This window comes from bacterium (assembly GCA_004299235.1).
Classification (GTDB): Bacteria; Chloroflexota; Dormibacteria; order Dormibacterales; family Dormibacteraceae; genus SCQL01.
Window position 1 is genome coordinate 1 of record SCQL01000027.1, and the last position, 26,183, is coordinate 26,183.

30 protein-coding genes and 1 other RNA gene are annotated in these 26,183 nt (G+C 67.8%); 29 read left to right on the forward strand and 2 right to left on the reverse strand.

Annotated elements, in window-relative coordinates; all coding sequences use genetic code 11:
- The 15 genes from ftsA to smpB all read left to right on the forward strand — a co-directional run.
- Positions 1 to 778: cell division protein FtsA (gene ftsA, locus EPN29_07805; GenBank protein TAN32526.1), on the forward strand; the 778-nt coding region annotated here is incomplete at its 5' end.
- 64 nt (positions 779 to 842) lie between these two features.
- Positions 843 to 1,904, forward strand: coding sequence for a cell division protein FtsZ (ftsZ, locus tag EPN29_07810; GenBank protein TAN32527.1), 1,062 nt, complete (start codon positions 843 to 845; stop codon positions 1,902 to 1,904).
- Positions 1,905 to 1,916: 12 nt separating this feature from the next.
- Positions 1,917 to 2,378, forward strand: coding sequence for a transcriptional repressor NrdR (gene nrdR / locus EPN29_07815; GenBank protein TAN32528.1), 462 nt, complete (start codon positions 1,917 to 1,919; stop codon positions 2,376 to 2,378).
- A 10-nt stretch (positions 2,379 to 2,388) separates the two neighbouring features.
- Positions 2,389 to 3,102, forward strand: a complete 714-nt coding sequence (locus EPN29_07820; GenBank protein ID TAN32529.1) for a laccase domain-containing protein — start codon at positions 2,389 to 2,391, stop codon at positions 3,100 to 3,102.
- Positions 3,099 to 3,761, forward strand: a complete 663-nt coding sequence (locus tag EPN29_07825) for a YggS family pyridoxal phosphate-dependent enzyme (GenBank protein ID TAN32530.1) — start codon at positions 3,099 to 3,101, stop codon at positions 3,759 to 3,761. Before EPN29_07820 ends, EPN29_07825 begins: the two co-directional genes overlap by 4 nt.
- A gap of 4 nt (positions 3,762 to 3,765) precedes the next feature.
- Positions 3,766 to 4,017, forward strand: a complete 252-nt coding sequence (locus EPN29_07830) for a YggT family protein (GenBank protein TAN32531.1) — start codon at positions 3,766 to 3,768, stop codon at positions 4,015 to 4,017.
- A 3-nt stretch (positions 4,018 to 4,020) separates the two neighbouring features.
- Positions 4,021 to 6,894 carry an isoleucine--tRNA ligase gene (locus EPN29_07835; protein TAN32532.1) on the forward strand — a complete coding sequence of 958 codons (2,874 nt, stop codon included), beginning with the start codon at positions 4,021 to 4,023 and terminating at the stop codon, positions 6,892 to 6,894.
- Positions 6,895 to 6,914: 20 nt separating this feature from the next.
- Positions 6,915 to 7,343, forward strand: a complete 429-nt coding sequence (lspA, locus tag EPN29_07840; protein ID TAN32533.1) for a signal peptidase II — start codon at positions 6,915 to 6,917, stop codon at positions 7,341 to 7,343.
- Positions 7,340 to 8,221 (forward strand): RluA family pseudouridine synthase, encoded by an 882-nt coding sequence (locus EPN29_07845; GenBank protein TAN32612.1) that lies wholly within the window; start codon positions 7,340 to 7,342, stop codon positions 8,219 to 8,221. Before lspA ends, EPN29_07845 begins: the two co-directional genes overlap by 4 nt.
- On the forward strand, positions 8,218 to 8,814 hold the full coding sequence (locus EPN29_07850) for a guanylate kinase (GenBank protein ID TAN32534.1): 597 nt from the start codon (positions 8,218 to 8,220) through the stop codon (positions 8,812 to 8,814). Before EPN29_07845 ends, EPN29_07850 begins: the two co-directional genes overlap by 4 nt.
- A gap of 56 nt (positions 8,815 to 8,870) precedes the next feature.
- On the forward strand, positions 8,871 to 10,067 hold the full coding sequence (gene coaBC / locus EPN29_07855; GenBank protein TAN32613.1) for a bifunctional phosphopantothenoylcysteine decarboxylase/phosphopantothenate--cysteine ligase CoaBC: 1,197 nt from the start codon (positions 8,871 to 8,873) through the stop codon (positions 10,065 to 10,067).
- Positions 10,068 to 10,071: 4 nt separating this feature from the next.
- Positions 10,072 to 12,051, forward strand: a complete 1,980-nt coding sequence (gene priA, locus EPN29_07860) for a primosomal protein N' (protein TAN32535.1) — start codon at positions 10,072 to 10,074, stop codon at positions 12,049 to 12,051.
- A 90-nt stretch (positions 12,052 to 12,141) separates the two neighbouring features.
- Positions 12,142 to 12,657 carry a peptide deformylase gene (gene def, locus EPN29_07865; protein ID TAN32536.1) on the forward strand — a complete coding sequence of 172 codons (516 nt, stop codon included), beginning with the start codon at positions 12,142 to 12,144 and terminating at the stop codon, positions 12,655 to 12,657.
- Positions 12,423 to 13,484 (forward strand): methionyl-tRNA formyltransferase, encoded by a 1,062-nt coding sequence (locus EPN29_07870; protein TAN32537.1) that lies wholly within the window; start codon positions 12,423 to 12,425, stop codon positions 13,482 to 13,484. The genes def and EPN29_07870 overlap by 235 nt, the downstream gene beginning before the upstream one ends.
- A complete protein-coding gene (gene smpB / locus EPN29_07875) occupies positions 13,477 to 13,941 on the forward strand; it encodes an SsrA-binding protein SmpB (GenBank protein ID TAN32538.1) in 465 nt (154 codons plus the stop codon). Before EPN29_07870 ends, smpB begins: the two co-directional genes overlap by 8 nt.
- Positions 13,942 to 13,971: 30 nt before the next feature.
- Here smpB and EPN29_07880 read toward each other — a convergent pair whose 3' ends face one another.
- Positions 13,972 to 14,937, reverse strand: a complete 966-nt coding sequence (locus EPN29_07880) for a hypothetical protein (GenBank protein TAN32539.1) — start codon at positions 14,935 to 14,937, stop codon at positions 13,972 to 13,974.
- A gap of 72 nt (positions 14,938 to 15,009) precedes the next feature.
- On the opposite strand from EPN29_07880, the gene ssrA reads away from it, so the two are divergent.
- Positions 15,010 to 15,388, forward strand: a transfer-messenger RNA (tmRNA) gene (gene ssrA / locus EPN29_07885).
- Positions 15,389 to 15,490: 102 nt separating this feature from the next.
- Positions 15,491 to 15,763, forward strand: a complete 273-nt coding sequence (locus EPN29_07890; GenBank protein ID TAN32540.1) for a hypothetical protein — start codon at positions 15,491 to 15,493, stop codon at positions 15,761 to 15,763.
- A gap of 399 nt (positions 15,764 to 16,162) precedes the next feature.
- Here the strand turns inward: EPN29_07890 and EPN29_07895 are convergent, their stop codons facing one another.
- Positions 16,163 to 16,354, reverse strand: a complete 192-nt coding sequence (locus tag EPN29_07895) for a hypothetical protein (protein ID TAN32541.1) — start codon at positions 16,352 to 16,354, stop codon at positions 16,163 to 16,165.
- Between the two features lie 332 nt (positions 16,355 to 16,686).
- On the opposite strand from EPN29_07895, the gene EPN29_07900 reads away from it, so the two are divergent.
- The 12 genes from EPN29_07900 to EPN29_07955 all read left to right on the forward strand — a co-directional run bounded on the left by EPN29_07900 (position 16,687) and on the right by EPN29_07955 (position 26,183).
- Positions 16,687 to 17,115 carry a nitroreductase family deazaflavin-dependent oxidoreductase gene (locus EPN29_07900; protein ID TAN32542.1) on the forward strand — a complete coding sequence of 143 codons (429 nt, stop codon included), beginning with the start codon at positions 16,687 to 16,689 and terminating at the stop codon, positions 17,113 to 17,115.
- A 103-nt stretch (positions 17,116 to 17,218) separates the two neighbouring features.
- Complete coding sequence (locus EPN29_07905) at positions 17,219 to 17,830, forward strand: hypothetical protein (protein TAN32543.1); 612 nt, start codon at positions 17,219 to 17,221, stop codon at positions 17,828 to 17,830.
- A 5-nt stretch (positions 17,831 to 17,835) separates the two neighbouring features.
- Positions 17,836 to 18,606 (forward strand): TIGR00730 family Rossman fold protein, encoded by a 771-nt coding sequence (locus EPN29_07910; GenBank protein TAN32544.1) that lies wholly within the window; start codon positions 17,836 to 17,838, stop codon positions 18,604 to 18,606.
- Positions 18,607 to 18,710: 104 nt separating this feature from the next.
- Positions 18,711 to 19,685 carry a hypothetical protein gene (locus tag EPN29_07915; protein TAN32545.1) on the forward strand — a complete coding sequence of 325 codons (975 nt, stop codon included), beginning with the start codon at positions 18,711 to 18,713 and terminating at the stop codon, positions 19,683 to 19,685.
- 40 nt (positions 19,686 to 19,725) lie between these two features.
- On the forward strand, positions 19,726 to 21,084 hold the full coding sequence (locus tag EPN29_07920; GenBank protein ID TAN32546.1) for a redoxin domain-containing protein: 1,359 nt from the start codon (positions 19,726 to 19,728) through the stop codon (positions 21,082 to 21,084).
- 2 nt (positions 21,085 to 21,086) lie between these two features.
- Positions 21,087 to 21,998, forward strand: coding sequence for a hypothetical protein (locus tag EPN29_07925; protein ID TAN32547.1), 912 nt, complete (start codon positions 21,087 to 21,089; stop codon positions 21,996 to 21,998).
- Positions 21,995 to 22,885 (forward strand): protoheme IX farnesyltransferase, encoded by an 891-nt coding sequence (locus EPN29_07930; GenBank protein TAN32548.1) that lies wholly within the window; start codon positions 21,995 to 21,997, stop codon positions 22,883 to 22,885. Before EPN29_07925 ends, EPN29_07930 begins: the two co-directional genes overlap by 4 nt.
- A 9-nt stretch (positions 22,886 to 22,894) precedes the next feature.
- Positions 22,895 to 23,551 (forward strand): N-acyl homoserine lactonase family protein, encoded by a 657-nt coding sequence (locus tag EPN29_07935; GenBank protein ID TAN32549.1) that lies wholly within the window; start codon positions 22,895 to 22,897, stop codon positions 23,549 to 23,551.
- Entirely contained in the window at positions 23,551 to 24,384 is an 834-nt protein-coding gene (locus EPN29_07940; protein ID TAN32550.1) for a sulfurtransferase, read from the forward strand. Before EPN29_07935 ends, EPN29_07940 begins: the two co-directional genes overlap by 1 nt.
- Before the next feature lie 44 nt (positions 24,385 to 24,428).
- Entirely contained in the window at positions 24,429 to 25,217 is a 789-nt protein-coding gene (gene fabI / locus EPN29_07945; GenBank protein TAN32551.1) for an enoyl-[acyl-carrier-protein] reductase FabI, read from the forward strand.
- Between the two features lie 6 nt (positions 25,218 to 25,223).
- Complete coding sequence (locus EPN29_07950; protein ID TAN32552.1) at positions 25,224 to 25,712, forward strand: reverse transcriptase-like protein; 489 nt, start codon at positions 25,224 to 25,226, stop codon at positions 25,710 to 25,712.
- A gap of 102 nt (positions 25,713 to 25,814) precedes the next feature.
- Positions 25,815 to 26,183 (forward strand): hypothetical protein, encoded by a 369-nt coding sequence (locus tag EPN29_07955; protein TAN32553.1) that lies wholly within the window; start codon positions 25,815 to 25,817, stop codon positions 26,181 to 26,183.

The following is a 26,183-nucleotide window of genomic DNA, read 5'->3' on the forward strand; positions in this document are numbered from 1 at the left end:
TCTGGAGGTCGAGACCAACATCGTCACCGGCGCCCAGACGGCGGTGCAGAACGTCATCAAGTGCGTGCACGGAGCGGGCTTCGACATCGAAGACGTGGTGTGCGCCGGCCTCGCCGCCGGCGAGGGCGTGCTCTCGCAGCAGGAGATCGAGCTCGGTGTATGCCTGGTCGAGATCGGCGCCGGCACGACCAGCGTGGTCGTCTACACCGACGGCTCCGCGCGCCACCTGGCGGTGCTGCCCGTGGGCGGGAACCACGTCACCAGCGACATCGCCATCGGCCTCCGCACCACGCTCGAAGAGGCGGAGAGCTTGAAGCTGAACTACGGCCACGCGCTCCCCGACGTGATCGACCACGCCGAGAAGGTCGAGGTCCGGCAGGTCGGCGGCGACCGCATCCAGGCCCTGCCCCGCCGCTTCCTGGCCGAGATCATCGGCCCGCGCATGCGCGAGATCTTCCAGATGGCGCGCGAAGAGGTGCGCAAGAGCGGCTTCGACCAGCTGCTGCCCGCCGGGGTCGTCGTCACCGGCGGCGGTTCACGGTTGATGGGCACGATGGACGCCGCCCAGTCCGTCTTCGACACCTCCGCCCGCCTCGGCCAGCCTTTGGGCCTGGCCGGTCTGGCCGACAGGGCGCAGGGGCCCTCGTTCAGCGTCGCCGCGGGCCTCGTCAAATGGGGCTCGCGGGCTCCTGCCCGCGGCTACTCCAACTCCCGCCAGCCCGCGACGTTCGGCACCACGTATCAAAAAACAGTGAGGTGGCTGCGCGATTTTTTCTAGAGAAGAAACCCGAAACCAACTAGAGCTCGCCATAGCCAAACCAAAATTCGAGCAGGAGGACGTCATGAAGGAAAGCGAATTGCACGAAGGGCGAGCGCGAATCAAGGTCGTCGGCTGCGGGGGCGGCGGCGGAAACGCCGTCAATCGCATGATCTCGAAAGCGCTCAAAGTCCAGTTCATCGCCGTCAACACGGACAAGCAGGCGCTCGAGCGCTGCCAGGCGGACGTGAAGGTCCAGATGGGCAACAAGATCACCCGCGGCCTGGGCGCCGGGGGGGACTGGACGCGCGGCCGCGACGCCGCCGACGAGAGCCGCACCGAGCTCTCCGCGGTGGTCCAGGATTCGGACATGGTGTTCATCACCGCCGGCATGGGCGGCGGCACCGGCACCGGCTCGGCGGCCGTCGTCGCCGAGCTGGCGAAGGAGGCCGGCGCGCTCACGATCGGCGTGGTCACGCGACCGTTCGCCTTTGAAGGCCGCATCCGCAACGACACCGCCGAAGAGGGCATCAAGGCCCTCCGCAGCCAGGTCGATGCGCTCATCGTCATCCCCAACGACCGGCTCGCGCAGGTCGCCAGCTCCAAGACCACGCTCGAGGACGCTTTCCGCATGGCGGACGATGTGCTCCGCCAGGGCGTGCAGGGGATCTCCGACCTGGTCACGCAGCCCGGCGTCATCAACCTCGACTTCGCCGACGTCAAGGCGATCATGGAAAACGCGGGCGAAGCGCTCATGGGCATCGGGCACGGCGCGGGCGACACGCGTGCCGAGGACGCCGCCAAGCAGGCGGTCTCCAGCCCGCTGCTGGAAACCTCGATCGACGGCGCCAAAGGCATCCTCTTCAACATCACCGCCGGCAAGGACATCACCCTGCAGGAGGTGCAGAAAGCGGCCGAGATCGTGCGCGCGGCCGCGGACCCGGGGGCCAACATCATCTTCGGCGTCGTGCGCGACGACACGATGCAGGGCGAGATCAAGATGACCGTGATCGCCACCGGCTTCGGCGGCAAGACCCAGGCGGAGGCCAAGCAGGAGACCATGCGCCGCGTCGTCGAGCGGCCGGAGTTCGGCGCCGAAGAGCTCGGCGACATCAACATCCCGGCCTTCCTGCGCAACCGGATGTAGAGGACAGAGACAATGCGCTGCCCGTACTGCGGTCATCACGACCTGAAAGTGGTCGACTCTCGCGACTCGGAGATCGGGGAGGCGATCCGCCGCCGGCGTGAGTGCCTGCAGTGCGGGCAGCGTTTCACGACTTACGAACGCATCGAGGCCGTTCCGTTCTACGTCACCAAGAAGGACGGCCGGCGCGAGGACTTCGATCCCCAGAAGCTGTTCACGGGTCTCAAGAAGGCGACCGAGAAGCGAGACATCTCGCCGGAGCGGCTGCGGGCGATCGTCGACGACATCGAGGCGGAGCTCCGGCGTTCCGGCCGGGTCGAGATCCCGAGCGGAGAGATCGGCGAGATGGTGATGGACCGGCTGCGCGACCTGGACGAGGTCGCCTACATCCGTTTCGCATCGGTGTACCGCGAGTTCATGGACCTGCAGCAGGTCAAGCGGGAGATCGAGCAGGTCCTCAGCACCAGACGTCCGTAACCTTCAGGGCGTGGGCGCCACGCCGCAGGTCTTGAAGATCCCTGAGCTCGAAGCCGAGACCGGTCTGATTCACGGCTTCTCGACGATGGCGCTGGGCTCCGTCGGACTCACGCATGCCCCAGATCCCGCGCCGGTGCTGGCCTCGCGCCGGGACTTCGCCCGCGCTCTGGGGATCGACGGCGAGACTCTGACCACGGCGGGGGCGGTGCACGGGGCTGCGGTCGCGCGCGTCGACGAGCCGCACGAGGTGGTCCGCGGTGTGGACGCGATGGTCACCGCCAAGCTCGGCGTGGCGCTGTTCGCCACCTTCGCCGACTGTTATCCGATCGTGCTCTGGGACGCGCGGAACAGGTGCGCCGCGCTGGCCCATGCCGGCTGGCGCGGGACGGTGGCAGGCGTCGCGACCGCCACGGTGAAGTTCATGAGGGACGAGTTCGGCACCACGCCGGGCGACATCCGCGCTGGGATCGGCCCCGGCATCTGCCGGCAGTGCTACGAGGTGGGGGAGGACGTCGCCTCGCGGTTCGACTCGCGTTTCGTCACCCCCGGCTCGGGCGATCGCGCCCTTCTCGACCTCGCCGCCGCCAACCGAGCGCAGCTCGAGGCGGCCGGCGTCAGGGACGTGCACGTCCTCGGCCTGTGCACGAAGGAGACGCCGTACCTGCCCTCGCACCGCCGGAGCCCGGACGGGACGCGCTTCGGCGCCATCGTCGCCTTGCGATGAAGGTGAGCGGCGCGGGGACGACCGTCGTGGAACGCCTGGCGTGGGTGAGCGCCCGCATCGCGGCCACGGGGAGCAACCCGGACGAGGTCGCCATCGTCGCCGTCACCAAAGGCTTTGACGCCGGCGTCTGCAGGCAGGCGCTGGGCGCGGGACTGAGCATGCTGGGAGAGAACCGCGTCCAGGAGGCGATCAGGAAGATGGGTGAGGTGGACGCCGCGGCATGGCACCTGATCGGCCATCTCCAGACCAACAAGGCGCGACAGGCCGCCGGTCGCTTCGCGCTCATCCAGTCCGTGGATTCCGTGCGCCTGGCGGAGGCCCTGGCCCGCGCGACGCCGTCGCAGGCCGTCCTGGTGCAGGTCAACGTCGCGCGCGAGCCGCAAAAGTCGGGCGCCGACCCCGACCGGGCGCTCGAGGTCATCGCGGCGGTGGCGAAGCTCCTCGACCTCCAGGGGCTGATGGCCATGGGAGCGTCCGCGGGCGATCCCGCGCCCGCCTTCAACGAGCTCCGGTGCCTGCGCGACGAGGCCGAGCAGAGGCTGGGCAGGCGGTTGCCCATCCTCTCGATGGGGATGAGCGGGGACTTCGAGGCCGCCGTGGCCGCTGGAAGCACGATGCTACGATTGGGCCAGGCGCTGTTCGGACCTCGCGCCACCTGACGATATGGCATTGATCGTAACCCTCATCATCTACGCCCTCTACGCCTTCATCATCGCCGTCCTGGTGCGGGTTGCCTTCTCGTGGGTGAGCCCGTTCCCGACCAACTCCGTCTCGCGCTTCGCCGTCCAGGTGACCGAGCCCGTGCTGGCGCCGGTGCGCCGGCGGCTGCCGCCGGTGTCGGGCATCGACCTCTCTCCCTTGGTGGTCACCCTGGCGGCATATTTCCTGATCGCCGCGCTCCGCAATATCGGCTGAGCGATGTCCAACCACGCCGGTCGCGAGCAGGGCGCGATGTTTGAACCCGTAATCCAGAAGGTCAGCTTCCCCGAGCTGGAGAGGCGGCTCATGGCGCGATGGGCGGACGAGGGCACCTTCCAGAAATCCCTCGAGCTGCGCGCCGGCCGGCCGCGCTTCGTCTTCTACGAGGGACCGCCGACCGCCAACGGCAGGCCGGCAACCCACCACATCCTCGCGCGCGCGTTCAAGGACCTCTTCGGCCGTTACAAGACCATGCGCGGGTTCTACGTCGAACGCAAGGCGGGCTGGGACACGCATGGGCTTCCGGTCGAGATCGAGGTCGAAAAGAAGCTCAAGATCTCGGGCAAGTTCGAGATCGAGAACAAGATCGGCATCGAGCGGTTCAACGAGATGTGTCGCGCGAGCGTGCACGAGTACGTGTCCGACTGGGTCGCCTTCAGCCAGCGGATGGCCTTCTGGCTCGACTACGAGGCCGCCTACTGGACGCTCACCTCGGACTACATCCAGTCCGTCTGGTGGGCGCTCAGCGAGATGTGGAAGCAGGGCCTGGTGTACAAGGGCTTCCGGGTCGCGCCGTACTGCTCCCGCTGTGCCACCCCGCTCTCGAGCCACGAGCTCGCGCAGGGGTACCGCGACAACGTGCCCGACCCGAGCGTCTTCATCCGGTTCCGCCTGAAGAAGGACCCGAAGACTTCGATCCTCGCGTGGACGACCACGCCATGGACGCTGCCGGGCAACGTCGCCCTGGCGGTCGACAACGACATCGACTACGTCAAGGTCAGGGATGGGGACGAATTCCTCATCCTGGCCGAGTCCCGGCAGGGGGTCCTCGACCACCCGTCAGACGTGGTCGAGCGCATGAAGGGCCGTGATTTGGTCGGGCTCGACTACGAGCCGCTTTTCCCATATTCGGTCCCGGCCGAAGGCCGCGCCCACTACGTCGTCGACGCGGACTTCGTTTCGACCGAGGAAGGTACCGGGGTGGTCCACACGTCGGCCCTCTACGGTGTCGACGACCTGCGCCTCAGCCAGGACAAGGGCATCCCTTTCCGGCACACGGTCGGACTGGACGGCAAGTTCCTGCCCTACGTCCAAAAGTTCAAGGGCCTTCACGTCAAGGAGGCCGACCCGGTCATCCTCGACGACCTCAAGGCACGCGGCCTGCTTTACAAGGCCGAGACGATCCTCCACACCTATCCCGAGTGCTGGCGGTGCAAAACTCCGCTCATCTATTACGCCCTCGACTCGTGGTACGTGCGCACCACGGAGCGCAAGGCGGAGCTGATCGCGAACAACGCCGCGACCAACTGGGTGCCCGCGCACGTCAAGACCGGCCGCATGGGTGACTGGCTGGAGAACAACGTGGATTGGGCGATCTCGCGTTCGCGCTACTGGGGGACGCCGCTGCCGTTCTGGGTGTGCGAGGCGTGTGGCGAGCAGCGCTGCGTCAGCTCGGCTTCAGAGCTCGGCCTCAAGGACGATGCCGACCTGCACCGGCCCTACATCGACGCCGTCACCCTGCCGTGCGAGAAATGCGGCGCAGTCATGCGGCGCGTCGCCGAGGTGCTGGACTGCTGGTTCGACTCGGGCGCGATGCCGTTCGCGCAGCGCGGCTACCCGGCCAACGGTGAGCAGGCATTCGAAGAGACCTTTCCCGCGGATTTCATCTCCGAGGCGATCGACCAGACCAGGGGCTGGTTCTACTCGCTGCTCGCCATCTCGACGCTGCTGTTCAAGCGGAACTCGTACCGCAACGTCATCTGCCTCGGCCTGGTCGTCGATCCCAGGGGCAAGAAGTCGTCCAAGTCGCGGGGCAATGTGCTCGATCCGAACTACCTCTTCGACAACTTCGGCTCGGACGCGCTGCGCTGGTATTTCTACACGTCAACCCAGGTCGGCGAGAACTATCGCACCGGCCCAGACACCCTCAGGGAGACGGTGCAGCAGTTCTTCATCCCGCTGTGGAACTGCTACTCGTTCTTCGTCACCTATGCGCGCCTCGACCAATTCGACCCATCGCAGCCGGCTGTCCCGGTGGCCGAACGGCACGTGCTCGACCGGTGGCTGCTCTCGCGGCTGAGCGGGCTGACGGCATCGGTCTCGGCTGGGTTGGACCGCTACGACGCGAACGAGCCGGCACGCCGGATCCAGCGGTTCGTCGACGAGCTGTCGAACTGGTATGTCCGCCGCTCGCGGCGGCGGTTCTGGAAGTCGCAGGCGGACCGGGACAAGCTCGCCGCGTACCAGACCCTGCACGAAGCGCTGCGCACCCTCTGCCAGCTGACGGCGCCGTTCGCGCCGTTCGTGACGGACGCGATCTACCGGAACCTTTCAGGCGACCGGTCGGTCCACCTGTCCGACTTCCCTGAGCCCGCGCCCGTTTACGACGCGCAGGTCGAGACGGACATGGCAAGGGCGAGGCAGGCGGTGGAGGCCGGCCTGGCGGCTCGCGATGCGGCGCGCCTCAAGGTCCGGCAGCCTCTTGCATCCTGTGCCCTGACCGGCGAACCCCTCCCCGAGGACATGGCCGCGATCGTGCGCGAGGAGCTGAACGTCAAGAGCCTGACCTTTGGGGCGCAGGAGGTGAAGCTGGACACCGCGATCACGGAGGACCTGCGCCTCGAAGGCCTCGCGCGCGAGGTCGTCCGCGCCATCCAGGACCGCCGCAAGAAACTCGGGCTCAACGTCGAAGATCGAATCAACACGCGCTACGAGGCAGACGGCATGCTCGTGCGTGCGTTGGAACGGCACGCCGATTACATCAAGACCGAGACGCTGTCGGTGACGCTGGAGCATGGGCGCGACGACGGCTACAACGGCGAGCAGATGATGCTCGAAGGAGAGCAGATCTGGATCGGCCTCAAGCGAAACTGACGACGGGACGCATTCTGTTCGTGGTCGCCGCCATGGCCGTGTTCGTGGCCGACCGGCTGACCAAGAGCCTGGTCGCGGCGGAGATCCCGTACGGGACCGAGGTCGCGGTGCTCGGACACCTGGTCGGGATCACGAACCTGCGCAACTCGGGCGCGGCCTTCGGCTTGGCGCCGGCCGGCTCCGGCTTCTTTCTGGTGGCCTCGGTGGTCGTGGCCGCCGGCCTGGTGGTCTACGTCGTCCGCAACCCAGGCAACACGTGGACCGAGGCGGTGCTCGGGCTGATCATGGGCGGCACCCTCGGGAACGGCTTCGACCGCGTCGTCTTCGGGACGGTGACCGACTTCGTCAACTTTCACTTCTGGCCGGTGTTCAACGTCGCGGACTCGGCGATCAGCATCGGTGTCGTGGCTCTGGCCGCCGGGTATTTGCTACGCAAGCCCGCCGCCTGATCGCGGCGGCGGCGGCATCCCGCCTGGATCGATTCCTCGCCGAGCACGCCGGCGACCTCAGCCGCTCGGCGGCGGCGCGACTGATCAAGGCGGCGGCCGTCCGGGTGAACGGCAGGCCGGCGCGGGCGTCCGACCGCATCGCTCCGGGCGATGTGATCGAGTACGAGCCGGCTGCGGCCGAGGTGTTGGCGGCCTCGCCGGAGGCGATCCCGCTGGAGGTCGTCTACGAGGACAGCGACCTCGTGGTCATCAACAAGCGGGCAGGCATGGTCGTCCACCCCGCCCCGGGACACCACTCCGGCACGCTCGTCCACGCGCTGCTCGGCATGGGCGGGAGCTGGTCGGCGGCCGGCGGCGAGGTGCGGCCGGGAATCGTCCACCGGCTCGACAAGGGGACCTCCGGGCTGATCGTCGCCGCCCGCAACGATGTGAGCCACCGCGCGCTCGCGTCGCAGTTGAGCGACCGCACCTTGAGCCGCTCCTACCTGGCGATCGTGCGCGGCCGTCTCAAGGCCGACGCGGGCGAGCTCGAGGGGCCGATCGGCCGGCACCCGAAGGAGCGCAAGCGCATGGCCGTGGTCAAAGGCGGGCGCTTTGCCCGCACCCGCTACGAGGTGGTCGAGCGCCGGCGCGGACATACTCTTGTGCGCTGTGACCTCGAAACCGGCCGGACCCATCAGATCCGCGTGCACCTGGCGGCGCTCGGTCACCCGGTGGCGGGCGATGCCGACTACGGTGGACGCGAGCCTGGCGCCCCCGACCGGCCGATGCTCCATGCGTGGCGGCTGCGCCTGCGCCATCCAAGAACGGGCGCCGAGATGAGCTTCGAGGCCGCGCCGCCAGCCGATTTCGAAAGCTTCTGGTCATCGCGGCCGTGAAGCGAGGACTGCTGATCGTCATCTCCGGTCCCTCGGGTGTCGGCAAGGACACCCTGATCCGGCGATTGCTCGAGCTGGACGGCAACCTGCGTTACTCGGTCTCGTGCACCACGCGCGCGCCCCGCCCCGGGGAGGTGGACGGCGTCAGCTACACGTTCGTCAGCCGGGAACGCTTCGAGCAGCTGATCGAGGAGGGGGCGTTTCTCGAGCACGCCACCTATGACGGCAACCTGTACGGCACGCTGGTCGAGCGGGTGGAGGAGGCTCGGGCATCGGGACACGACATCGTCCTGAAGATCGAGGTGCAGGGCGCCGAACAGGTGAGGGTCCGGCTGGGCGAGGCGCTGTTCATCTTCATCGTCTCGCCCTCGACGCAGGAGCTGGAGCGGCGGCAGGAGCTGCGCAACAGCGAGAGCCCGCGGGACCTCGCGTCGCGCCGGAAGATCGCAGAGACGGAGATGACCTACGCGTCGCACTACGACCACGTGGTCGTGAACGACGAGCTCGAGCGCGCGGTGGCAGAAGTGCTGGCGGTCATCCATGGCGCACGCCGGCGCGACCTTCAAGAAGAAGCGCGGGAAGGGCAGACTTAGCCCATGCGAGAAGAGCCCCGGACGTGCCTCTAGACCCAACTCCCGTCCCCGACGAGCTGCGAGGCCTCCGGGTCGGGCTGCTGGTCTCGGGCGGGATCGCGGCGTACAAGCTGGTCGACCTGGCTTCCGCGCTCACGCAGGCGGGCTGCGAGGTGCGCGTGGCGATGACCCCCTCCGCCACCCGCTTCGTCGGACCCCCCTCATTCCAGGGCGTGACCGGGAACCCCGTCCTGACAGGGCTGTGGCCCACCGACGGCGCCGCGGAGCCTCACGTCTTCCTCGGGGACTGGGCCCAGGTGATCCTGCTCGCGCCGGCGACGGCCAACGTCATCGGCCGCATCGCCGGTGGCCGCTCCGATGAGATCGTCTCCGCCACCGTGCTGGCCGCACGCTGTCCGGTCGTGGTGGCGCCGGCGATGAACGACGCGATGTGGTCGAAGCCCGCAGTGGAGGACAACATCACGGCCTTGAGGCGGCGGGGGATGACCATCGTCGAGCCTGAATCGGGCCACCTCGCCAGCGGGCACGTCGGCGCCGGCCGCCTGGCCGGCTCGTCGCCGCTGCTGACGGCAATGGCGGGCGCGGTCCGATCGCGATACGACCTGGCGTCGAGGCGGGTGGTCGTCACCGCCGGCGGTACTCGGGAGCCGATCGACCCCGTGCGGTTCATCAGCAACTACTCGAGCGGCAAGATGGGCTTCGCCATCGCCGCGGCGGCGGCGGACCGCGGCGCGCGGGTCACGCTCGTGACGACCGCCTCACACCCCGCGCATCACGGCGTCAACGTCGTCCCGGTCGAAACCGCGGAGCAGATGCGGGACCAGCTGAGATCATGGATGAAAGGCGCCGACCTGCTCGTGATGGCCGCGGCGGTGGCGGACTTCAGGCCGGCCAAGACCACGCGGGCCAAGATCCGCCGCGAGGAGACGCCGCGACTCACGCTGGAGCTCGAGCCGGTCCCGGACCTGGTCGCCGCGCTGGGCAGCGACAGGGAATTGGCCGCCGTCTTTCGGGTCGGCTTCGCGGCCGAGGGGTCTGATCTCGCCGCCAGAGCGCTCGACAAGATGAGGAGAAAAGGCCTGCATGCGATCGTCGCCAACGACATCTCGCGCACGGACATCGGTTTCGGCAGCGACCACAACGCCGGTGTGATGCTGTTCGCCGACGGGGCGCGCCACGACCTCGAGCGCACGACCAAGCGCGAGATGGCGGATCGGATCCTGGACCTGGTCCTGCCTCATCTGACCCGCTAGCCACGTGCTCTATGCCGAGGTCGCGGTCGAGGCGGCGCGGGGGCTGGGTCGCGAGACGTACAGCTACGCGGTGCCCGAAGGCCTGGATGTCGTCCCCGGTCATCGGGTCACCGTCCCGTTCGGCCGGCGCAGCACGTATGGATTCGTCGTCTCGCTCGGCACCGACGAACCCGGGGTGGACGCCAAGCCGATAGCCACTGCCGGCAGCGAACCGCTGCTGCTGCCGCACCAGGTCGCGCTGGCGCGATTGGTCGCCGACCACTACTGGGTGCCGCTCATCGAATGCCTGCGCGCCATGCTCCCGCCGAGGGTGCGATCGACCGGGACCATCGGCTCCCGGGCATCGAACCGCCAGCGCCGTCATAGCCGCCTGGTGGAGCTGGCCACCGCTCCGGTGTTGACCGCGCAAGCGGCGGTCCTGACCGGCGAGCAGCAAGCCGCGCTCGAGGTGATCGGCTCCAACCAGCTCACGCTCCTGCACGGGGTCATCGCCAGCGGCAAGACCGAGGTCTACCTCGCGGCGGCGGAGCGAGCCCTTGCCGAGGGCCTGCGGGTGCTCCTGCTCGTACCCGACATCTCCCTGACGCCGCAGCTCGTCCAGCGGGTGCGGGCCCGGCTGAGGGCGCCCATCGCCGTGCTGCACAGCCAGCTGACCGAGCTCGAGCGGGCGCAGCAGTGGTGGCGCGCGAGGCGGGGCGAGGCGGAGGTTGTGCTCGGCAGCCGCTCCGCCGTGTTCGCGCCCATCCCGCGCCTCGGCCTGATCTGCCTGGACGAGGAGGGATCGGCCGCCTACAAGCAGGACCGGACGCCGCGCTACGAGACCGGCTGGGTGGCGCGCAAGCTCGCCTCCGTCTGCGGCGCTCGGCTGGTCGCCGGTTCGGCGACGCCGAGCGTGGTCACGTACCACGAAGCGGCGCGCGGCGAAATGGCCCTGGCCAAGCTGACGAAACGCGTTCGCGGCCGTGACGCCGAGCTAGAGGTCGTCGACATGCGCGATGAGGTGGCGGCGGGCCATCGCCACGCGCTCTCGCGCCGCCTCCTCGAGGTCGTCGACCGCACGCTCGAGGATGAGGAGCAGGTGATCCTTTACCTCAACCGGCGCGGTATGTCGACCTTCGTCCTGTGCCGGGACTGCGGCCGTTCGGTGCAGTGCCTCGGCTGCTCGGTGGCGCTGGTCCAGCACGCAGAGATCGATGGGCTCATCTGCCACTACTGCGGATATTCACGGCCCATGCCCGCGACCTGTCCGCACTGCGGCAGCCGGAACATCCGCGGCCTGGGCATGGGCACCCAGCGCCTGGAGACCATGGTGAAGAAGCTCTGGCCGCGAGCCCGCGTCCTGCGACTGGACAGCGACTCGGCGCGGGGGCCTGACTCGTACTTCGACATCTGGGAGACCTTCAGCGAGCAGCGAGCCGACATCCTGGTCGGGACGCAGCTCGTGACGCGCGGCCTCGACCTGCCGGCGGTGACCTGCGTGGGCGTGGTCGATGCCGACCTGCCGCTGCATTTCCCCGACTATCGATCGGCCGAGAACACTTTCGCCATGGTCGTGCAGGTGGCCGGCCGGGCCGGGCGCGACGGTCGTGCCTCCAGGGTCGTGGTGCAGACCAGCAACCCCGAGCACTACGGTCTGCGCTACGCGGTGGCGGGCGACTACGAAGGCTTTTACGACGCCGAGCTGCCGTCTCGGAAGGCATTCGCCTTCCCGCCGTTTGCGGAGCTGGCGGTGCTGACCCGGACGGACGCCGACGACGGGCGGGCTGCGGGCGCTGCACGCGAGGCGGCTGAGGCGCTGGCCACCGGCCTGTTGAAGGAGGGAGTCGAAGGCATCCGCGTGATGGGGCCGTCGCCGGCCTTCATCCACCGGCTGCGCGGAGACTATCGGTGGCAGGTCACGCTGAAGGGCGATGGCCTGGAGCGGGCGCGGCATCTCGCTCCGCGGGGGAAGGGTTGGAGCTACGACGTCGACCCGGTGACCTGAAGCCGCGGGGGCGGAATCAGGGGACCGCGCGCACTCGCGGCCGTCCCTGAGAGGCTTGGGAGCACAGGCGTGGCAGGTAGAATCGAATTCGTGGCCGTACGACCGATTCTCAATTTCGAACACCCGGTCCTGCGCGAGAAGGCGAAGAAAGTCGCGCGCGTGGACACGTCCATCCAGCGTCTGATCGACGACCTGGCGGAAACCATGCTCGCCGCGCCGGGCGCGGGCCTGGCCGCCAACCAGATCGGCGTCCCGCTGCGAGTGTGCGTGGTCAAGGGCGACGACAACCAGATCTGGGGGCTGGTGAATCCCGAGATCGTCAAGAGCGACGGGGTGCAGGTCGGATACGAGGGCTGCCTGAGCTACCCGGGTTGGGTGGGCGAGGTGGCTCGCCGCGAGACGGTCGTCGTCAAGGGCCGCAACCGTCGCGGCAAAGAGGTGCGCATCAAGTCCACCGGATTCACCGCGCGTGCCTTCCAGCACGAGCTCGACCACCTCGACGGCGTTCTTTTCATCGACCGATTGACCAACCTCGAGACCCTGCGGCGGGTCGACGAGTTGATGGCCGAGGAAAAGGAAGCCGCTGTCGCGGCGGCTTCGGGCTAGCCTTCCTGAAGCTGGTTTTCGCGGGTACGGCCGGATTCGCCGTGCCCTCTCTGCGGTTGCTTCACGCGGCCGGCCACGACATCCGGCTGGTGGTCACCCAACCGGACAAGCCCGGCCACCGGATGAAGGTGACGCCGTCGCCGGTCAAGGCGGCGGCGGCGGAGCTCGGGCTCGAGGTGTACCAGCCGGCTCGGATCCGCGAACCGGAGGTGGGGGAGAAGCTGCGTGCGTCGAGCCCCGACCTGTTGGTGGTGGTCGCTTATGGGCAGATCATCCCGGCGTCCGTGCTCGCGATCCCGCGGCGTGGAGCCGTGAATGTTCACGCCTCCCTGCTGCCGCGACACCGTGGTGCGGCGCCGGTCGCGCGCGCCATCCTCGCCGGCGACGCGGTCACCGGGGTCACGATCATGCGGATGGACGAGCAGCTGGACCACGGTCCGATCCTGGCGACCAGCGAGGTGGCGATCGCGCCGGGGGAGGAGGCGCCGCACCTCACCGAGCGCCTGGCGGCAGCCGGCGCGGACCTGCTGGTCGAAACGCTTGGGCGCCTGGATGAGATCGAGCCGGTCGACCAGGATCACGCCGCGGCGACGGTGGCGCCGCGACTCCGTCGCGAGGACGGGGAGCTCGACTGGAGCCTGGGGGCGCAGGAGATCGACCGGCGCGTTCGCGCTCTCCAACCGTGGCCGGGCGCGACGCTGCCGACAGCCCGCGGGCGCGTCAAGGTGCTGAGCGGGCGTGTCGAGGGCGACCGCTACGTGCTCGAGCTGGTGCAGCTGCCGGGCAAGAGGCCCGCGCCGGCAAGGCAGGTCCTGGGCGATGCCTGAAAGAGACGAGCGCGAGCGGGACGTCGCGGTCAACCGGCGCGCCTACCACGACTACTTCGTCGACGAGAAGTACGAGTGCGGAGTCATGCTCACCGGGCCCGAGGTGAAGTCGGTGCGAGGCGGGCGGTGCAACCTGCGCGACGGTTTCGTCCGCATCGACGGACGTGAGGCCTGGCTCGAGAACGTGCACATTTCGCCGTACGTCCAGGCCAACGCCATGAACGTCGAGCCGATGCGGCCGCGCAAGCTGCTGCTGCACCGCAAAGAGATCTCGACTCTGATCGGGAAGGTGCGTCAGAAGGGATACACCCTCATCCCGCTGCGCGTGTATTTCTCGCGCAACCGGGCCAAGATCGAGGTGGGGTTGTGCCGGGGCAAGCGCGAGTACGACAAGCGGGAGGCGATCGCCGAGCGGGACGCCAAGCGCGAGATCGCCCGGGCGATGCACCGGGGCTGAGCGTCTTCCCGACTCGGGGACAGGACAGCTTTAAGCGGCCAGCTTGATTCCGATCGCCCGCAGGCGCTTGTTGAGTGAGTCGAACGCGAAATTCAAAATCTCGCTCTCGGTGTGGCCGAATTCTGTGATGTAGCGTGGGTCGGGAGGCTCGAGCGTGCCCGAGATGAGGGGCAGGCACTCGATGAGCGTCTTCTGGATCAGCGGCGCAAATCGCTCGGGGTTCTCACGCACCGCCTCCTGCAGCACCTTGATCCCAAAGTTGACGTGGCGCGATTCGTCGCGCGCAATGGCCGTGAAGCCGCGGTAGAAGCCCCTGTCCGTCGTCCCGATCTCCCGCATCGATTCGAGCTCGAAGCGCTGGCCGGTGAGCGCGAGGGTTGCCTCGATGACGATGTGGTACAGGGTGATGCCCTCGATGAAGGCGTCCAAGTCTTTCGGGTTGCTGGCGAGGCGCTGCGCGGCTGAGGGCAGGCGGTCGTAGAAGAGGGTGTTGTAGCCCTCGTTGGCATCGGGACGGATCTCGGCGAGCAGCTGTTGCAAATCGCGCGCCTCGGTGCCTACGACCTCGTGCCACCAGCGCTCGAAGAACACGGTGTGGCGGGCCTCATCGACCATCTGAGTGGACAGGAAGATCTCGATCTCGGGCGAAGGCGCCGCCCACACGAAGGGCGCGAGCGTGGACGTGACCCTCTCCTCTCCATTGAAGAAGAGGCGGTGCGACCACAGCGTCGACTTACGCTCCAGGTCGGTCGCCTCCAGCCAGTCCTGCCGGTCGAGGGTGAAGTCGAGGTCGGCGACCGCCCACTGCTGCGACTCCCACCGGCGGTAGAGATCCGCGTAGCTGGGCATGTTCTCGATTCCGCGGTCGATGAAGGAGAGGACGTCGTCGATGCGGATGTCGCCAAGCTGCTTGAGATCCGCCCGAGCGATCCTCTCCAGGTCCGGGTCGAGCTGCTCCCGCTTCTGCTCAACGGCCATATCGGATTCCGCGTCCATTAGACCAGAGGAGGAGGTGTGAGGTGGGTGCGCCACGGGTAGAATCTGGGGTGCAACCGAGTTCACCTTCGTGGGGGCGTCTGGTCTCGACGGGGCAGTTGAGCTTCGGGATTGCGAGCCGAGAGCCGCGTGCGTTACAGCGCAGCGTTTACAAACGCCAACAAGACCAACGGTCTTGCCCTCGCCGCGTAAGCGGTAGAGACATGATCCCCGGGACTTAGATCCCGGGCGCTGCCCCCGGTCAATCCGGCGGACCGGGGAGCGGTGTCACAGAAGACCGGATTGCCGCCTCGGGGGCGCCACGGCCCTGGGGCGGGACGAGCACCGCGGCTGGCAGAAGCGGATCCCGTCGGGAGGAGCCGCCAAGCGAGAACCAAAATCCTGGACACGCTCGTAGAGATCCCGGGGGACGCTGCTTCGGACGCGGGTTCAATTCCCGCCGCCTCCACCAAGTTTCGTATTCGGAATCGGGTCGAATCAGGGCCTTTGACCCTACCCTGACCCTGGTCGGGAACGCCACCGTTTGCCCGCCGGCGCGTTATGCTCCATGAACATGGTCAACGTGGCCGACGTAGTGGTAGGCGCAACCACTGACCAGCAGGCGCTTTCGGTGTCGGTGGCCGTGCCGAATGGGGAGGAGCCTCCCTACCGGGTGGACGCGGTGGCAGAGATCACCGTGGGCAGCGTCACGTTCGTCGCAAAAACGGTCACTCTCGGCCGGTCAAGTTCATTCCTCGCCGGCGCCGGGGATGCCATCCTTGGCGCCCGGACCTTCGATGACGAGTCTGTAGACGCCATCCGGGAGGCCCGCAACCAACGTCGGTAAGGCCGCCCGCTGCGGCGGTTGCCGATGCCAGCCTTGCCGTTAAGTGGGTGATCCGAGAACCCCTCAGTGGAGAGGCCCGCCGACTCCTTGCGGACTGGGAGAGCGCCAACATCAGCCCGGTGGCACCGGTCCTGTTCGCCACGGAGTGCGCACAAGCCTTCTATCGCAGGGTCAATGCAGGTCAAATCACCGTTCAGCGGGCCCAGGCGCTCTTTGACGCTCTTTTCGCTCGTGGCGTGCGATTGATCAGGCTGTCGCCTGCCGTAATAAGGCGGAGCATCGAAATGGCTGCGGGTTTCGGACTCCCGAACCTCTACGACTGTCAGTACGCGGCGACGGCGGAATTGCTGCGGACCGACTTCTGGACGGGCGACAGAGCCTTTCGCGATGTTGCCCAAGCTACGCTGCCGTACGTGCATTGGATGGTGAACGGATGGGACGAGTTTGAGGGCGCTCTTTGCGATGCTCGCCGACGTTGCCCTCGGCCACCCGGACGGAAAAGTCTACATCCTTGGTGGCGGCGTCGAGATTCTGAAACCGCCAGCGCTGCCTTTCGTCGAACATCTCCTTCGTTGCGAAGATCGAGTTCACTCCTGCCGAAACCGGACGACCTCGGGTAATCGAAGTCGTGCCACTGGACAGCGACGCTCGACCACTCGGCCCGCCTGCGCAAGTCGAGGCGAATCCCCAACAGAATCCCGAATATCCCGGTCTTCCCGTCTCGGTCCAGATCGTGCTCAACATCCGAGACCTTCCAATCGAGCGCGCGCAGTCCCTTGCATTCGCAGTATTGGTCGATGGGCACGAACTCGCCTCGGTGCCCCTTCACATCATCGCCCCGCGGGCTTGAGCTAGAGGTCGCGCGTCAACAAAACAACAGGTCGACGTGGAATCGCCGTGCCGCTGGGAGGGTATGAGTTCTCGTGAGCACGAGCTTTGGAGATTTCAACCGGGCGTTGATCCAGGACCTGCGCGCCCATGGCGGTAAGGCCACGGCTGGTCCTTTCGTGGGTCGCGACGTGCTGATCCTCACCACCAAGGGTGCCAAGACCGGCGCGGAGCGCGAGACTCCGCTCGCCTATTCACGAGATGACGGCCGCTACGTCGTGATCGCATCCAAAGGCGGCGCTCCGACCCATCCCGCCTGGTATCACAACCTCGTCGCCCACCCCACCGTGACCCTCGAGGTGCTCGGCGACAGGTTCGACGCGCGCGCGCACGCCGTTGATGGCGAGGATTACGAGCGCCTCTACGCCGAGCACGCCCGGACCATGCCGGCATTCAATGAATACCGCCGCAAGACCTCGCGCAAGATTCCTGTCGTCGTGCTGGAGAGGATCGGTCCCGGTTAGGCACGGCGCGGGCGGGGCCGCCTCGGTCCGCCGGCGGAATCGCTGAAGGCCCCGTTGCTCTGGATGGTGCCGACCCGGGGTCAAACCGGGTAACCTTCGGCCGGTGCCCGACCTGAGCCACCTATGGCAGCGCTTCCTGCTCGCAAGCTCACTTTTGGTGGGCCTGCTCATCGGCGCCGCCGCCACCGTTTTCGGCTACAGCAACCTGGGCGCCGTGGACGTCCGGTGGTCGCTTTTCCACCTCGATGACGTCCCGCTCTGGACCGTGGCTGTCGTTCCTCTCGCCCTCGTCCTGATCGCCGGTACGCTCTATCACTGGATGGACGGCCTGCACCACTTCACCGAGCACATGCGGCATCGACGCCGCGTCAATGAGCTGGAGGCCGAGATCGTCTCGCTCCGCGCGCACCTGGACCACGTGCTCGAGATGCCGGATCAGTCTTCGTCCAGGCTGTCCGCCAAGCACATCGTCGCCGCCACCCTGCCGCCGGCGGAGGACGTCACCGAACTCGCCCCCACCGAGATGGAGGCGTTGCCCGGGCCGGTGGAGCAGGAAGTAGGAACCGGCGGCAGCGCTGGGAGAGCCCAGCGCAAATCGTCCGGGTCGCGCAGGCATGTCGCGCACCCGGTTTCGGCGGAGCCTGTGGCCGCCTCCGCCGCCGGCGCCGGGCCAACCGAGGTCGCAGCCCCCTCAAGCCGCGCCTCGGAGGCTTAGGGATCATGTCCGACCGCCGGCGCGCGGGTCGTCTTGTCGTCCCCAGGCAGCAGGCGCCGGCCGACAAGATGCTGCTCGAGCGCAGCGCGATCGAAGAGCTCAGCCACCACGCCGATCCCTGGCGCGTGCTCCGAATCCTCTCCGAATTCGTCGAGGGCTTCGACGCGCTGAACGAGGTCGGGCCGGCGGTGACGGTGTTCGGCTCCGCGCGATCGCGCCCCACCGATCCGTACTACGCCGACGGCGTGGCCCTGGGCGCGGCTCTCGCGCGCCGAGGCTTCGCCGTCATCACGGGCGGCGGGCCGGGAATCATGGAGGCGGTCAACAAGGGCTGTCACGAAGCGGGAGGCCTCTCGGTCGGGTGCAACATCGAGCTGCCGCACGAGCAGGCGCTGAACCGATACGTCGATCTCGGGGTCGAGTTCCGATACTTCTTCGTCCGCAAAAACATGTTCGTCAAGTACGCGCGGGGCTTCGTGATCTTTCCCGGTGGCCTCGGGACCCTCGACGAGCTTTTCGAATCGCTGACCCTCGCGCAGACGGGAAAGATCGAGCACTTCCCAATCGTCCTGTTCGGCACGCCCTACTGGAGCGGGCTGCTCGATTGGATGCGGAGGGTGGTGCTGCCCAGCGGCGCCATCTCGCCCGATGACCTGAACCTGTTGAGCCTCACAGACGACCCCGAGGAAGCGGCGGAGATGGCGACGAGGCCCCTGCCCATCAGCGTCGAAGCACCGCGTGCCGACACCGGGGAACCGAAGGCGGGCGCGAAATAGCCACCGTAGCGCCGCTCGACTTCTACTTTCTGACCGATGGCGGCCAGACGGCCGATACCGTCGCGCAGAGGGTCGCGGCCTTTCTCGATGGGGCGACGAGGACGATGGAGATCGCCATCTACGACCTGCGCCTGGACACCGGCCCGTCCGCCACCATCCTCGCCGCCTTTGAAGCCGCGCAGAAACGCGGCGTCACGGTCCGGCTCCTCTTCAACCAGGACCACCCAGGCATCCCGGAGCCGCCGCCGGCGGAGGTCGACTGGACCTTCATCGACCGCTTGAGGTCGATCGGCATCGAGGTCAAACCCGTTCCCGGCGTGCCCGACCTCATGCACCACAAGTACGTCGTGCGGGACGCCGGCACGCCGCTCGCGTCTGTTCTGTCCGGCTCGACGAACTGGACCAACGACTCCTGGAACCGCGAGGAGAACGCCATGTTCACGATCGCGTCCTCCGAGATCGCGGCCGACTACCGGGCGGACTTCGAGGAGCTCTGGGAGCGACCGGTGGTCGCAACCTCCGGCCGCATCTCCTCGCCGTGGTCGGTGCTGGCCGATGGGACACGCGTGCGGCCCTACTTCTGCCCCGGACGAGGCATGAAGCTCGTCCACGCGATGGCGCGATCGATCGCCTCGGCGCGCCGGCGCATCCGGGTGTGTTCCCCGGTCATCACCTCGGGCCCCATTCTCGGCACCCTGGCGGAGGTCTGTGAGCACCCCGGCATCGATATCTCGGGTGTGTACGATGCGACTCAGATGGATGAGGTCCAGCACCAGTGGGCCGACCAGGCCAGTTCGGCCTGGAAGATCACCGCGTTCCACAGCATCGCGTCCGCGGTGAGGTTCGGCGCGAAACGTTCCACGCCCTACGCGAAGGGCTCGGTGCACGACTTCATGCACGCCAAGATCCTGGTCGCCGACGACTACGTATACGCCGGCAGCTTCAACCTTTCCCACAGCGGCGAGCAGAACGCGGAAAACGTGATCCAGGTCGAAAGCGCCGCGCTCGCGGACGGCTGCGCCGCATACATCGACCGCGTGGCGGCGCGGTACGGCGGTCGCCCTCTTCAGGTGGTATAGCAAGCTGCCGAGCCGTCGGGTCCTCTGGGTCGGCGCCGCGGTGGTCGCACTGCTGGCCGTCGTGCTGCTCGTTCTGGCGCCGCGCGTCCAGCCCACCACCGGCACGCTGCTGGTCGTCGTTTCAGGGCGAGCCGAGGGATCGCTGCCCTCTTTGCCGTTGATGGTCCACGGCAGCGGGCGGTGGGTCGCCCTCGGCAACGTGTCGGGCGACGTGCCGGCCGCTCCGAACCAGCGTGAGCTGGTGCAGGTATCGATCGCGGTGGGCGCCTACGACGGCATTCGTCTGGGCGCCGATGAGCAGGCGCTGCCGATGACCGTGACGGCCGGTCGTGTGGAGCCCCTGCTGCTGGGCATCGATTCCGGGCATCTGCTCGCGGGTGCCGTCTACGCCGGCAACGACGACGTCAACCTCGGCCTCGGAGAGCTGGGAGGCAAGTTCGTGGCGCTGCCTCCTTTCGACCTGGAGGATCAGTCCGGACGCGGGTTCAACGCCGTGACCACAGCCGGCAAGGACCTCGTGATCGCGGCGTTTCACACCACCTGCCACGAGACCTGCCCGTTGTACACCGCGCTGTTCTTCCAGCTCGCCAAGCACGCCACGCCGGGGGTGATGCTCGCCGAGGTCACCACCGACCCCACGGTCGACACCCCTGCCGTGCTCGCCGACTATGGACGCCGGACCGGCGCCGGCTGGACGCTGGCGACCGGCACCCCGCAGGCGCTGAGCGCGTTCTGGAAACCCTTTGGTGTGCAGCTCGCGAGCGGGGACAGCCACGTGTCCACGCTCGCCCTGGTCGACCGGCATGGGTACGTGCGCCTGGTCTACCGCGGCGTCCCCGACGTCGGCAAAGCCATCCCCCCGTCTCTGATCACGACCCTCAGCGCCCAGGGCCTGCACGAGCTTGCGTCCGGTGGCGACGGATGGGGCGCGCCGGATATCCTCAAAGCGCTGCTGACGATCGCCGGCCCGGAGCAGCCTTCGCCGGGCGGGAGCGGCAAGGCTCCACCCTTCGCGCTGACGGGCACCGACGACCGGAAGTTGGGCCTCTCGGACCTGGCGGGGCGGCCGGTGGTGATCAATTTCTGGGCCACCTACTGCCCGCCTTGCAGAGCTGAGATGCCCCTTCTCCAGAGCCGGGTACAGGGTCAATCCGAGGTGCAGCTGGTGCTCATCAACGAGGGGGACAGCCCGCAGGCCGCGCGCGATTTCCTGAACGCGGCCGGCATCCACCTGCCGGCGCTGCTGGACACCGACCTGAGCGTCGGCCGGGCGTACGGAGTGTCCGCGCTGCCGATGACCGTGTTCGTGCGCGCCGACGGGTCGATCGCGGGCCGGCAGCTCGGCCAGCTGGATGACCGCGTCCTGGCCGCCCAGATGTCGAATCTGACCACTCAGTAGAGTTGTCAGCGGTGGTGTTCTTTCGCCGTCTCGCCGTGGTCACCGCGCTGTTCGCCTACCTGCAGATCGCACTCGGCGGCACGGTGAGGGTCTCAGGTTCCGGGCTGGGCTGTCCCGACTGGCCGCTTTGCCACGGTCGCCCCTATCCGCCGGCGGACGTCCACGCGATCATCGAGTACTCGCATCGGGCGGTCGGCAGCGTCACCGGCCTGCTCATCATGGCGACGGTCGTGCTCGCGTGGGTCGTCTTTCGCAGCCGGCGGCCGGTGGTCGCGTGGCTGGCCACGGCTTCGCTGGTCGGCGTGGTCGGGGAGGGAGTGCTTGGTGGCGTGGTGGTGGCTCACGATCTCGCGCCGTGGGTGGTCGTCGCGCATCTGGGCCTGGCGATGATGATCCTCGGGTTCCTGGTCGCCACCGCGGTGATGTCGATGCCGCCGTCCGACGGCGTCAGGGACGCGATGTTCCGGCGGCTCGCGGCGGTGTCCGCCGGCGCGACGTATGTGCTGCTGCTCACCGGCTCGACGGTCGTGGCCAGCGGCGCGGATGAGAGCTGCCGCTCGTGGCCGCTGTGCGGCGGCGGCTGGGCGCTCGACTTCGACGGCGTGAACGCGTTCACCATGCTGCATCGCGGCGCCGTCTTGCTGATCGGGCTGCTGCTCGTCTACATGCTCGTGCTGGCGACAAGACGGCCGGGTCTGCGAGTGGTGGCGGCAGCCACGCTGACGGTGGTCGCCTTGCAGGTGGCGGTGGGGGCGGGCTCGGCGCTGACCGACGCCGCGCTTTTCAACGGCCTCCACGTCGCCATGGCGACGCTGGTCTGGTCTGGCGTCCTGGCCACCGCGCTGCTCACCCTCCCGCGCGCGGACGGCGCCCGGCAGGTGGCGCAACTTGAGGTCGAGCAGGAATCCGCATGAGTTCCTTGACGGCTGCGACCCCGCGCGGGATCGGGCGTGTTGCCCGCGACTATCTGAGCCTGCTCAAGCTCCGCATCGTCGTGCTGCTCGACGCGACGGCGGTCGGGGTCATGGTCCCGGCGGCCCAGGGCCACCCCCGCCTGCTGCCGGTGCTTGCGGTGCTGGCCGGAGGTACGCTCGCCGCCGGCGGAGCGCACGCGATCAACTGCTGGTTCGACCGCGATATCGATCGGGCGATGAGCCGGACGCGGCTGCGGCCGCTGCCGGAAGGACGCATCCCGCCCTGGCACGCGCTGGCGATCGGGATCGTCCTCAACATCCTCGCCTTCGCCGTACTGTGGGCCGGCGCCAACCTGCTCGCGGCCGTGCTGGCGCTCGCGGGCGCGCTGATCTATGTCTTCGTCTACACGATCTGGCTCAAGCGCTCGACGCCCCACAACATCGTCATCGGCGGGGCGGCCGGCGCCATGCCCCCCCTGGTCGGCTGGGCGGCGGTCACCGGCCGGATCGACCTCACCGCGCTGGCGCTCTTTGCCGTGATCTTCTTCTGGACGCCCCCGCATTTCTGGGCCCTGGCGCAGGTGATCAAGACCGACTACGCCCGCGCGCACATCCCCATGCTGCCCGTGGTCTCAGGCGAGCGCTCGGCCAAGCGGCAGAGCATCGTCTACGCCGCCCTGACCGCGGTCGTCAGCGTCGTCCCGTTCTTCACGGGCTCGGCCGGAGCGGTCTATCTCGCGGGGGCTGTGGTGTTGGGCGTGGGGCTGGTCGGCATCACGGTGCTCGACCTGGATGGGCGCCGGTGGACACGGCGGCTGTTCGCTTACTCGATCGTCTATGTCGCGCTGCTCTTCAGCCTGTTCGCCATCTCACCTTTTCTGCCGTAGGACTGTCGGGTGGAGATCGTCCGCCTGCACCTGGCGCGCATCGACGCGTTCAACCGCATACCGGTGCACGGCTTTGTCATCAAGCATCCCCGGGCCGGCGCGATCCTGGTCGATACCGGTGTGGGCTGGCCGACGGAGCTCGTCCAGGAATGGAAGGTGGTCAACCGCCACGCCGCCGACGCGCTTGCGGAGCACGGCCTCAGCCCGGCGGACGTCCAGATCGTGATCAACAGCCATCTCCACTTCGACCACTGCGGCCAGAACGCCGTTTTCAAGCACGCGCCGTTTTACATCCAGCGCCCTGAGCTGGAGCGCGCTCGGCGTGAGGAGAAGCTGACCGCCGAATGGTTTGACTTCGCGGGCGCGCGCTTCGAGCTGGTCGACGGTGATGCGCAGATCGCCGATGGAGTCCGCGTCGTGGCCACCCCCGGCCACACGGTCGGCCATCAGAGCGTGGTCGTCGACACGCCCGATGGCGGAGCGGTGATGATCGGTGATGCCGCGTACACCGCCGACATCTACCGCGAGATGGACGGCGCCGACCTCTCGAAGTGGGACGGCCAGTATGCCGACCGAACGGCCTGGTCGGACTCGCTGCGCAAGCTGCACGGCCTGCACCCGCATACCGTGCATTTCTGTCACGACACCCGGGTCATCGACCGCTGATGCCCTTCGGACCTCTGGTCGGCGTCGACTGGTTGCGGGCGCACCTCGATGATCCGGAGGTGCGCGTGATCGACTTCCGGTGGTATCTCGACGGGCGCAACGGTGCTGACGCCTACTCGCGCGGTCACATCCCGGGCGCCGTCTTCGTCGACCTCGAGGCCGTGACGGGCAGCGAGGGGGGAGGCCGCCATCCTCTGCCCGCGGGCGAGCAATTCGAAATGGAGATGCGCAAGGCCGGCATCAGCGCCGGCACCAAGGTGGTGGCTTACGACGATGCCGGCGGCTCCGTGGCGGCGAGGTTGTGGTTCCTGCTCGGCTGGTTCGGTCACCAGGCGCAGGCGGTGCTCGACGGCGGCCTCCAGGCGTGGGGTGATCGCCTTCCTCTGCTTGAGGTAAGAGGTCCGTCCCTGGCGCCCGGCGGCTTCAGGTACCGCGAGCCGGATCGATCGCGCATCCTCGACTTCGACGCCGTCCGCCGGCTCCGGGACGTGCCGCTGTTCGACGCCCGCGCCGGCGAGCGCTATCGCGGTGAGAAGGAGCCGATCGATCCCAAAGCCGGCCACATCCCGGGCGCGCTCAGCGCTCCGTGGCTGGAGAACCTGGGACCCGACGGCGCGTTCAAGTCGCCCGCGGAGCTGCGGCGGCGGTTTTTGGCGCTGGGCGCCGTCGAGGCACGCGGGGCGGTCGTCTACTGCGGGTCGGGCGTGAATGCGTGCCATGACCTGCTGGCCATGGAGGTGGCCGGCCTGTCGAACGTCCGCCTGTACGCGGGGTCCTGGAGCGACTGGTCACACCATGACGCTCCTGTGGCCACCGGCAATGACCCGGGTTAGGCCCGTCGCGCGCGGGACGCACCGCGTCGACTAGGATTTCGGGCGTGATTCTGAAAGGCAAACGTATTTTGATCGCGGGCATGAGCGATCGGCGCAGCATCGGCTACGCGATCGCGGTCGAGGCGCAGCGGGAAGGCGCCGAGCTGCTCCTCACGAGCTTCGGCCGGATGATGAGCATCACGCAGATGACGGCCAAGAAGCTCAACCCGGTGCCCGAAATCATCGAGATGGACGTGACCAAACCGTCCGACATCGCCGCCGCGGTGGAAGCCGCCGCCAAGCGCTGGGACCGGTTGGACGGGCTCGTCCACTCCGTCGCCTACGCGCCGCCTGACGCGCTCGGCGGCCAATTCTTGAATACTCCCTGGGCCAGCGTCGCGACGGCGCTGCAGGTCAGCGCCTTCTCCTTCAAAGAGCTGGCGGCCGGGTTCCTGCCGTTGATGAAAGAGCACGGCGGTTCACTTATCACGCTTGATTTCGACAACTCGACGCACGCGTGGCCGAAATACGACTGGATGGGCGTTTCCAAAGCGGCGCTCGAGTCGGTGACCCGCTACCTCGCGCGAGATCTCGGCCGCTACAAGATTCGCGTCAACGCCATCTGCGCCGGACCCCTGGCCACGCTGGCGGCGAGCGGCATTCCCGGTTTCAAAGATTTCGAAGAGGTCTGGGAACAGCGCGCGCCGCTCGGCTGGAACCTCCAGGACAAGTCCTCCGTCGGGCGCGCCGCGTGCGCGCTGCTTTCCGACTACCTGGACATGACCACGGGTGAGCTGCTGCACGTCGACGGCGGCTACCACGCGATGGGGGCTGACCTGCCGCCAGCCGACTGACCCCACATCTTGTACCCGTTGGGGACAACTGCCCCACATCGTGTTAGGCTCTTCCGCATCCTACTTCAGGAGGAATGCAGTTTGCGGGAGTGCCTGGTGATCTATGTTGACGCCGCTCTCGACAAGAACGGCCGGGCCGGATGTGGCCTGGCCGTTTTCATTGGCGGGCGGGCCGTCTATACGGAATCGTTCGGCTTTTCGCATCTTGGCGGATCCGCTCAGCTGGAGGCGCACGTATGCGCGGGTGCGCTCGACCTGGCCGCCGCGCGCTGGCCTCATCACCGCGTGATCGTGCGCACGGATTGCGCTCCCGTAGTGCGAAGTCGTATGCCGTCAAGTGACAGTTTTCGCATCGCCGTGCATGAAGTTCGTGAGCGATGCAGGCGCGGCTGGCGCGTGGTTCGTTATGTCAGCCGTAAAGCAAATCCTGCACACGAACTTGCACGCGAAGGTTTGAAAAGTCTTGCCAGACAACCGGTCCTGGCTGCGGCATAAACGCTTTCTGGAAATCTCAATAAGCGCGGTTATACTGCGGGTCTGACCCGGACTATTACCGGGCTTGTTTTCAGTCGGTTTTTATTGATCGCAGGAGTCGAAATGGAAGCAGAAGAATCAGCGGAGGGTCAACCGGCCCCGAAACGGCGTGGACGTCCGCCGGGCTCGAAGAACACGGCTGTCCGGCCGCGCCGCAAGCGCGCCGGCGGCGGCGATTTGATCGAGCAGCTCAACACGATGATCGCCGATCTCATCAAGGAGAACCGCAAGCTGAAGCGGCAGGTCGTGAAGCTGACCACACGTGGATCAGCGGCCGCCACCAGCACCGTCGAACGCGGCTTGCGCACCATCCAGCGGCGAGTGCAGCGGGCGCTCACCGGACCGGCCAAGCGCAGGCGTCGAGGAACGGCGGCCGAGGCGCCGGGACGCGGTAAGACGGTCGCCCGCCGGGGGCGTAAGACCAGCAGTTAG